Source organism: Xenococcus sp. PCC 7305, assembly GCF_000332055.1.
GTDB lineage: Bacteria > Cyanobacteriota > Cyanobacteriia > Cyanobacteriales > Xenococcaceae > Xenococcus.
This window is the reverse complement of record NZ_ALVZ01000049.1, coordinates 1-9,025: the sequence shown is the minus strand read 5'-3', so window position 1 is coordinate 9,025 and position 9,025 is coordinate 1. Positions and strand designations below refer to the sequence as shown.

The following is a 9,025-nucleotide window of genomic DNA, read 5'->3' as shown; positions in this document are numbered from 1 at the left end:
CTAGTGGACGCGGGCGTAAATAAGCTATCTATCAACGAAGGGCAAAAAGCTGATGTATCAAGACTTATTACTCATTACTTATTACTTATTACTTCCGCGCAGCGGCACTAGTTCTGAATGAAGGATTTGGGGATTTAGGGAAAAGCCTATTACTTCGTTGTTCAACTTGGAACATTTAATCAAAAAGAAAAGTCGTCGAGCTGACATTGGGTAAATATTCTCCCTAATTCCCTAATTCCCCAATTCCCCATAACTAGTCAAAATCCCTAATTACGACAATCTATAATGGTGGCCCATGACTAACCATCCAAGGCCGACTGCCCGTTGAGCTTTGATATCTTGGTTTAGTGGGTTCTAGATGTTTTGATTTAACTAATCTGGGTTCGGAGGATTGAGAGCGCGCGATCGCAGAGAGACTACCCGAATTAAGATTAATACTGGGTGCCGAGACCATTTTTTGCGCCACTTGATCACAATCGGGACAGTTCATCGGTGCATTGTATTCAGCCAAACTGCGCCAAACTTCAAATTCTCCACAGGGATTACAGCGATATTCGTATAGAGGCATTTTTCAGTGAACAGTTATCAGTTATCAGTTGTCAGTTAAAGGCGAAAGTCTTTTGCTCTCTTTCGCCCTTTAACAATAGAATCTAAGTCGGGACAATATCCTTATCGAAAATTGCTGTGGGCAAAGCCAAAGTACAACAAGCATTGGGAACATCCACAATGCCACTAATTCTTCCCTCCACAGGAGCACAACTTAGAAGAAGATAGGCTTGTTCTCCGGTATAGCCAAATTTTTTCAAATAGTTAATTGCATTTAGACAAGCCCGGCGATAGGAAACATGGGCATCCAGATAATATTGTTCCCCACTAAATTCATCGACAGAAATACCTTCAAAAATTAAATATTCTGAATAGTGAGGTTCAACAGGCCCTGGCTTGAAAATCGGATTAACCATTGCATATTTTTCCATACCGCCTTTGATAATATCTACATGAAGATCGATATATCCCGACATTTCAATAGCGCCGCAGAAGGAAATCTCACCATCGCCTTGGGAAAAATGAATATCGCCCATCGACAAGTTCGCCCCATCAACATATACAGGGAAATAAATTCTTGATCCTTTAGACAGATTTTTGATGTCACAGTTTCCTCCATGTTCCCGAGGCGGCACAGTGCGAGCAGCTTCAGCTGCCACACGATCAAATTCTGATCCGGTGAGAGTCCCCAAGACAGCCTGTTCTGGGTTCGGCAAAGCAGCTAAAGGGGGAATTTCTGGTTTCCATGGTGGCCCTCCTTTTTCAACCAAGGCTCGTTCCCTTGTATTCCATGTCTGCAAAAGTTCCATAGAAGGAGCACAGCCAATTAAGCCAGGATGAGTAATTCCTGCAAAACGAACTCCAGGAATATGACGAGAACTGGTATAGATACCTTGAATATCCCAACAGGCTTTAGCCGCCTGGGGAAAATGATCGGTTAAGAAGCCTCCACCATTATCGCGAGAAAAAATACCTGTAAAGCCCCATTCATCTCCAGGTAAAGCTCCAATATCTAATAAGTCTACAACTAAGATATCTCCTGGTTCAGCACCTTCGACTCGAATCGGGCCACTTAGTACATGAACAATATTGAGGTCGACCGTTTCAATATCGCTAGGATCGTCATTATTGCCAATCTGGCCATCTGTCCAGTCCTTACATTCAATCCGAAAGACGTCCCCAGGCTTAACGGAAACCACTGCTGGTATATCAGGATGCCAACGATTATGACCGGGAAGATCCTGCTCTGCCATTGGCTTGGTCAGGTCAATTTTGAAGAGAGTTTCTGGCATATTAATTATTCTCGTTACTAATAGGTATAAATCACAGTCTAGTCTTCCAAAAAAATTACTTTTAACCAAACAATTGCGATCATATTTCGCAATATTAAACGAACGCAATCTTCAGAAAAATATGTAATATATTTCTTGCAAAGCTAAGCTATTTAAATGGCAATAGTAATCTTGGTTATGAATATTGCACTATTTGGTGAACAGCAAAAGTAACAATGGTTACAGAATATTACAAAGTACTTTTTTCGCTACTTTAAGAATATCTGCGATTTATAACATTACTAATCTTTTCGGGATTTTCGCAACATTCAAGCAAATTTTACGCGAAGGAGCCACTGCTCAAAATAGACTTATACTTGTACAAAATAAAGGAAAACCTATTTTGCCAACTTTTACTTGATAGCTATCAAAGTAGATTTGTGGTCGCTATAGCAAACTTTAGGACGTTAAGTCTCGGATTATTAACAATTAAAAAAAAATTCCGATCGGAAAATTGTCAATATTAGGAAGACGCTATTAACGTCTATGGAAATCAAGCTACCTGCAAAAATTTATTTGTTTTGTATCTTTGGTCACAAAATAAATAAAAAGACAAGTTTATTCTTCAGTGTAACCGAATTAATTACGAAATTAATTCTGTGTAGGTTGTTACGCCGCGGTGTAATGTTTTAGTTACTAAGAAGTCCGACTAAATTATTCTGATACAAATTCAGTAGACAAATTTATTATAGACTTTTTAGTTTTTATCAATTAACTAGGGAAACTAATGGGAAAAAAAAATCAGCCGACCTTATTTAGTGAGTTGAGTCGTCGTAAATTTATTCAATACAGTTCTTTAGCGATAGGTTCTAGTGTTGTAGCTGCTTGTGCTGGTGGCAATTCCTCTGGTGGTGGGGACGCAGATTTGGGAGAAAATCCGATTAAAGTCGGAGTCATGTATTCAACTACTGGCACCATTGCGATTGTCGAAAAATCTCTGCAAGATGCTACCTTTTTGGCTTTAGAACAAATAAATACTAATACAGGCCCTTGGGAGGGTAATGGCGAAGGCATTGAAGGGCGAAAAATTCAGAGGGTGGTCGTAAATCCCGACTCTAACTGGGATTTGTATAACCAGATGTCTAAGCGTCTGATTGACGAAGATCAAGTAGTATGCGTTCTGGGTTGTTACACTTCTGCGAGTCGCAAGTCAGTATTGCCAGTGTTTGAAGATAAGAACTCTATTCTTTACTATCCTGTCTATTATGAGGGGAATGAATGTAGCTCTAACGTATTTTATACAGGGGCTGCGCCCAATCAACAGATTACAGATTCCATTCCTTACTGCTTTAATAATTTTGGTCCCAAAGGCTTTTTTATCGGTTCAGACTATATTTATCCTAAAGAAAGTAATCGAATTGCCAAGGCAGAATTAGAAAAAATCGGCGGGCAAGTTGTCGGCGATGAATATTCGGCTTTAGGTACTACAGAATTTATTACGATTATTAATAAAATTAAGCAAGCTAAACCTGATTTTGTCCTCAGTAATTTGGTTGGCGATAGTATTCCTGCTTTCTACCGTCAGTATAAAGATGCGGGGATTACGGCTGAGAACATACCAATTATGGCTTATCCGACCACAGAGGAAGAGATCCAGGCGATGGGGGCAGAATATGCCGAAGGCCACTATACTAGCTTCAATTATTTCCAAACTGTTGATACTCCTGAGAATAAAGCCTTTGTGGAACAGTTTAAGGCTAAATTTGGTAACAATCGCGTGACGAATGGAGTCATGGAAGCGGCCTATCTTCAAACCTTTTTCATGGCACAAGCAATGCGTGACATTCTTAAAGAAGGTGGCGAAATTAATACGGAAACTCTTCGAGAAGCGACTCGAGGGCAGGTATTCCAAGCTCCTCAAGGCTTAGTGAAAATTGATCCTGAAAACTATCACACCTATTTATATTCTCGTATTGGTAAATGGGGTCCCGATGGTCAAGCCGAAATTGTCTTTGCCACCCCAGCAGCGGTCAAACCGATCGCCTGGAGTCAGACTTTATATCCTGGTCGAGTATGTACTCGTCCTACTCCTGATGATCGTACTAGTCCAATTAAAGAAACTGGCCAGGATTTGCAGGTTAAATATTTGGAAAAAACCTAATTTAGATGTCCAGCAAAAACGAAAATATTATCTAACTCGAAAAATCCCATGTACGCTCATTTACTCCCTCTTTATTATCTTGCCCAAGAAGAAACAACTGGTGGATTCAGTATTGTTGCCTTGGCAAATCAACTTCTTAATGGGATTAGTATTGTCGGAATTCTCCTGTTGACAGGTTTAGGTTTGGCAATCACTTTTGGTGTGATGCGGATCATCAATCTGGCTCATGGTGAATTCATTATGCTGGGGGCTTATGTCACCTTCTTAATGCAATCAGTTTTTGGCCTGGATTTGCTGTTAACGATTCCCTTTTCTTTTATTATTACTGGTGCGATTGGTGCTTTCGTCGAAGTTACTATTATTCGGCGATTGTATGGCCGTCCGCTGGAAACGTTGCTTGCTACTTGGGGGCTGAGTATTGTCTTGCAGGGGGTGATTAAGCTAATTTTTACAGCCCAGCTCAAATATGTGAAATCTCCACCTTATATTTCGGGTAATTTGACTTTATTGAATGATGCTCAAGGTTCCCCCGCGATCGCGATTTCCTATTATCGACTGTTTATTGTTGTTGTTGCTCTCGCCTTGCTTGCTGTAACAGGCTATCTACTCTATAACACTGATCTTGGTCGTCAGGTTAGGGCCGTTACTCAAAATAGAGAGATGTCCAAATGTTTAGGCGTCAATACTAGTTTGGTCGATATGGTGACATTTGCCTATGGTTGCGGTTTAGCAGGAATTGCGGGCTCGGTAATTTCGTCACTAAAAAGTGTTTCTCCTCCCATGGGGCAAGATTATCTTGTAGATGCTTGGATGACAGTAGTTACCGGGGGCGTAGACAAATTGATTGGCGTCTTAGCTGGAGCTTTTCTGATTGGCGAATCGAGTTCTGGCCTGGCCTATCTTTTGAATGATCCAACCGCTAGGGTAATTGTCCTAGCAGCGGTGATAATCCTGATTCGTTATAAACCAGAAGGTCTATTTACCATCCAAAAACGCGGGTAAATCAGTTATCAGTTATCAGTTAACAGTTTATAATCAAAAATTTTCCTCATCCTTCATCCCTCATCCCTCATCCTTTCCTTTATTCCTCATCCTTCATCCCTCATCCCTCATCCTTTCCTTTATCCCTCATCCTTTAAAAATGGCCCAATCAACAATTGGTATTGCAACGCGATCGCGAACCCCTACTAGATTAGCGATCATTACTGGCATAAGCTTTGTCATTATGGCAGTTTTGCCCTTGATAGTAGGTGAGTTTCAGGTCTCTTTATTATCTAAGCTACTGCTCTATGGAGCCTTAGCAGTTTCTCTAGATTTGGTTTGGGGGTTTACAGGTATTCTTAGTTTTGCCCATGGAGTATTCTTTACTCTTGGGGGTTATGCTATGGCCTATTATCTCAAGCTAAATCTTTCGGCAGAAGGCAATACTTACGGTATCGATTTACCAGATTTCATGGTCTGGAATGGCCTCGAAAAATTACCCTGGTTCATTGCACCCTTAAAATATTTTCCTTTTGCTGCGATCGCAATGGTGCTAGTCCCCGCGGGTTTTGCCTATCTGATCGGCTGGTTTATCTTTAGATCTAAAGTTAGTGGTGTATATATTACGATTATCACCCTGGCAATTTCCTCGGCTTTGACGACCTTCTTTATTAGTCAGCAAGCCTACACTGGAGGAACTAATGGTATTACTGATGTTTCTCGGCTCAGTATTTTTGGCTTAGATATCCCGTTAAATGGCTTGTATTGGATGATTTTGCTCTTTACTACCCTGGTGTTAGTGGGTAGTTGGTGGCTGACCCAATCCAACTTCGGTTTGATTTTGCGCTCAATCAAAGAAAACGAAAATCGAATTTCTTATCTGGGCTATGATGTTGCCAATTTCAAAATTTTTATTTGGACGCTTTCTGCTGGGATAGCTGGGATAGCTGGAGGATTATTTGTTCCTTTAAATCGCTTTATATCCCCTGTATACTTGGCTGTGGCCTTTGGCACTCAGGTGGTTATTTGGGTGGCGATCGGCGGTAGGGCAACTTTAATTGGGCCTGTGATTGCTGCGATTTTATTAGGTCAAGTCCAAAATTATGCCGAAAGAGTGACACAAGATTGGCAATTAATTGTTGGTGTATTACTCTTAGTTGTTGTGTTGTTTATTCCTGACGGTCTAGTTGGCTCGGTTACCAAGTTATTTGCCTCGAAAAGCAAGAAATGAAGGCAGATGGCAGATGGCAGATGGTTTAAATTCCCGAAGAATCACTTTTTTCCCCATTCGAGGACGACGCGAAGCTAGTGCTTTAGTAGAAGCAATTTTCAAACTCGCGCGTTCCTGGGCAGATTAAAAATCTCATCAATTTTTAATTTTCAATTTTCAATTTTATCAATCCTACTACTAGCCATGACCTCAATACTAGAAGTTAAAGATTTGCAAGTTATATTTTCTGGGTTTAAAGCCTTAAAAGGTGTGAGCCTAGAAGTTGGCGATCGCGAGATTGTGACAATTATCGGGCCCAATGGGGCAGGGAAAAGCACGCTTTTAGATGCGATCGTCTCGAAGTCGCCTGTGGCCTCGGGAAATGTTTATTTCCAGGGTAAAGATATCACCAACAAAAATCCCTATGAAATTGCTCGGATGGGAATTGGTCGTAAATTTCAAAATCCCAATGTTTATAACGAATTAACCGTATTTGAAAATATCTTATTAGCCTTAAAAGGAACCCATAGTATTCTTAATTCAATCACTGCTAAATTAACTCAAAAAAAGCGAGATAAAATTATTGATGTTCTCGATCGCATTGGCTTGCTAGATGATGCGGCAACTAAAGTTTCATCTTTATCCCATGGCCAGAAACAATGGGTCGAAATTGGCATGGTCATTGCTCAAGATCCCACGGTAGTTCTACTCGATGAACCTACAGCCGGCATGACGCCAGAAGAAACCTATGCCACAGGAGAGATTATTAAATCCTTGGCTCAAAACCATTCTGTGGTGGCGATCGAGCATGATATGGAATTCGTGAAGCAAATTGCCGAAAGAATTGTGGTGCTGCACCAGGGCGAAAAGTTAGCTGAAGGTTCTGTACAGGAAATTCAGGATAATCCCCAAGTAATTGAAGTTTATTTAGGAAGAGAAAAAATTGATGAACAAGTTGACATCGCTGCTTGAACTCCAAAATCTAACTGCTGGTTATGGACAAACTCCTGTTTTGTTTGATGTCAATATGATTGTCAATCAAGGAGATATGGTTGGTCTTTTGGGCCGCAATGGCGTGGGGAAAACTACGTTGCTGCGCAGTATTATTGGCCTTAACAAATTAAGTAAAGGCAATCTTATTTTCGACAATAAAAATATTACCAAAACTCCCACCTACAAGCGATCGCGTTATGGGATTGCCTATATTCCCCAAGGTAGGGAAATTATTCCCTATCTTTCGGTGTTAGATAACCTCAAATTGGGCTTCAGTGCTGCGGGAAAAAGTAGAAAAAGAATTCCCTCGGAGATCTTTGAGTTTTTCCCGATGCTCAAGGAACATCTATCGCGTCAAGGCGGATTACTCAGTGGGGGACAACAACAGCAACTTGCGATCGCCAGAGGATTAATGTGTAATCCCAAAATCATGTTGCTTGATGAACCGACAGAAGGGATTCAACCGTCTATTGTGCAGGAAATTGAAGATACTTTGAGGAGAATTAATCAAGAGAAGGGAATTACGGTAATTGTTGTAGAACAAAAAATAGACTTTGTAAGACAGTTAGCTAAGAAGTTTTTTATCATGGACAAGGGCGCGATCGTTTCCCAAGGAATGACACCCGAGCTCACCGATACTCTAGTCAATCGATATCTTACTGTTTAATCTGGTCAACCGAACACCTAATTTCTACTTATTTTCAGCTTCGAGCCAACCTCGAACTGCACCTGTAATAAAAGCACCTGCGGGGTTGTCAAGAGCTTTTTCAAAGGTTGCTAGCCCAGCTTCTTGAGCTGCATTAATTATTTTCTCCTTTAATGAAGGATTATTTTCAATTTTTTCAATAGCTTTTGCCGCCACCATCATTTGCTCTGTTGTCTTGTTGGTTGGATTAGTTTGCTCTAGTTGCTTGAGCAGATTTTGGATCTCTTCTGCTGCTTGCACTAAAGTTTATTTCGGTTCTGAAGGATAAATTACTTGATTGCCTTCTACATTGCCAGCAGCTCCATAGACAGGAGCATTGAAGCTCATATTAACCTTGGAGGATTCTTTTTTGGTCATAGTAATATTTTGAATTATTATAGATATTTTATTATCTTCAGAATAATACTTAGTTTGATATTTAGGATTAGTTTGAATTATTTCCTCAATCTCTTTGGTTTTTTGCTCTAGCCTTTTAAAAAATTGCAGGGGTATCGCAGTGTCATTATCTGTCTGCATCGATGGATATTTGTAGGCAGACACAAAAGACTTGAGATAGTCTAAACCAGGAAATACCCATCCTTCAACAATATATACAGGTGGAAAAATTGAAACTGGATTGTTATGAGTATGAATTTGCTTATTTTTAAGGTCTATTGCCCAGGAAACAATAACAGCACTTTTGGCAAAATTAGAGATCTTTGTTTGCTTCTTAATAAAATTAATTAATTGATTCGGTAGACTATCTTCAAATACAAAACATAAAAGACCATTGGGATTCCTCGCTAAGGGTTTTAATCCAAAATCATAAGATACAATTTGTGTAATATTAAAAAACGAGTCACGCAAATCAACAATCTGCTGTTCAGTTAATTTATCTGCTCTTACAAAAGCTACGAAATCTATTGTTGTCGCAGTTTCTTTGAATCCTACAAAATTAAACTCTGCGAACTCTTTATTTCGAGACAAATTATAAACTTGCTTATCTTTAATGAGAAGTTTTTGTAGTTCGGAAACAAAGCTCATTTAGTTATAGCTCCTAATCATCATGTTTAACGGGGCTTCGCCCTTGAAGGCAGAGGGCAGAGGGCAGCGGTGAGACCCCGCGCCGCCGTCAGGCGCAAGGGAACGCTCACCAAGAGAGAGGGCAGAAGGATAAA

9 protein-coding genes are annotated in these 9,025 nt (G+C 40.2%); 5 read left to right on the top strand and 4 right to left on the bottom strand.

Going from position 1 to position 9,025, the window contains the following annotated elements; all coding sequences use genetic code 11:
- Positions 1–280: 280 nt before the first annotated feature.
- Both XEN7305_RS01030 and fmdA read right to left on the bottom strand, forming a co-directional pair.
- Positions 281–568, bottom strand: a complete 288-nt coding sequence (locus XEN7305_RS01030) for an FmdB family zinc ribbon protein (protein ID WP_006507453.1) — start codon at positions 566–568, stop codon at positions 281–283.
- 82 nt (positions 569–650) lie between these two features.
- Positions 651–1,838: a formamidase gene (gene fmdA / locus XEN7305_RS01025; RefSeq protein WP_006507452.1), complete on the bottom strand. Its 1,188-nt coding sequence runs from the start codon at positions 1,836–1,838 to the stop codon at positions 651–653.
- Positions 1,839–2,604: 766 nt separating this feature from the next.
- Here fmdA and XEN7305_RS01020 point away from each other — a divergent pair.
- The 5 genes from XEN7305_RS01020 to urtE all read left to right on the top strand — a co-directional run bounded on the left by XEN7305_RS01020 (position 2,605) and on the right by urtE (position 7,829).
- Positions 2,605–3,978: an ABC transporter substrate-binding protein gene (locus XEN7305_RS01020; protein ID WP_006507451.1), complete on the top strand. Its 1,374-nt coding sequence runs from the start codon at positions 2,605–2,607 to the stop codon at positions 3,976–3,978.
- Between the two features lie 48 nt (positions 3,979–4,026).
- The gene (gene urtB / locus XEN7305_RS01015) at positions 4,027–4,980 is read left to right on the top strand and encodes an urea ABC transporter permease subunit UrtB (protein WP_006507450.1); all 954 of its coding nucleotides are present in this window, start codon (positions 4,027–4,029) and stop codon (positions 4,978–4,980) included.
- A gap of 139 nt (positions 4,981–5,119) precedes the next feature.
- Entirely contained in the window at positions 5,120–6,190 is a 1,071-nt protein-coding gene (urtC, locus tag XEN7305_RS01010; RefSeq protein WP_006507449.1) for an urea ABC transporter permease subunit UrtC, read from the top strand.
- A gap of 183 nt (positions 6,191–6,373) precedes the next feature.
- A complete protein-coding gene (urtD, locus tag XEN7305_RS01005; RefSeq protein WP_006507447.1) occupies positions 6,374–7,141 on the top strand; it encodes an urea ABC transporter ATP-binding protein UrtD in 768 nt (255 codons plus the stop codon).
- Positions 7,116–7,829, top strand: coding sequence for an urea ABC transporter ATP-binding subunit UrtE (gene urtE, locus XEN7305_RS01000; RefSeq protein WP_006507446.1), 714 nt, complete (start codon positions 7,116–7,118; stop codon positions 7,827–7,829). Before urtD ends, urtE begins: the two co-directional genes overlap by 26 nt.
- 24 nt (positions 7,830–7,853) lie before the next feature.
- Here urtE and XEN7305_RS00995 read toward each other — a convergent pair whose 3' ends face one another.
- Entirely contained in the window at positions 7,854–8,108 is a 255-nt protein-coding gene (locus XEN7305_RS00995; RefSeq protein WP_006507445.1) for a hypothetical protein, read from the bottom strand.
- A gap of 6 nt (positions 8,109–8,114) precedes the next feature.
- Complete coding sequence (locus XEN7305_RS26250; RefSeq protein ID WP_006507444.1) at positions 8,115–8,891, bottom strand: hypothetical protein; 777 nt, start codon at positions 8,889–8,891, stop codon at positions 8,115–8,117.
- Positions 8,892–9,025 lie beyond the last annotated feature (134 nt).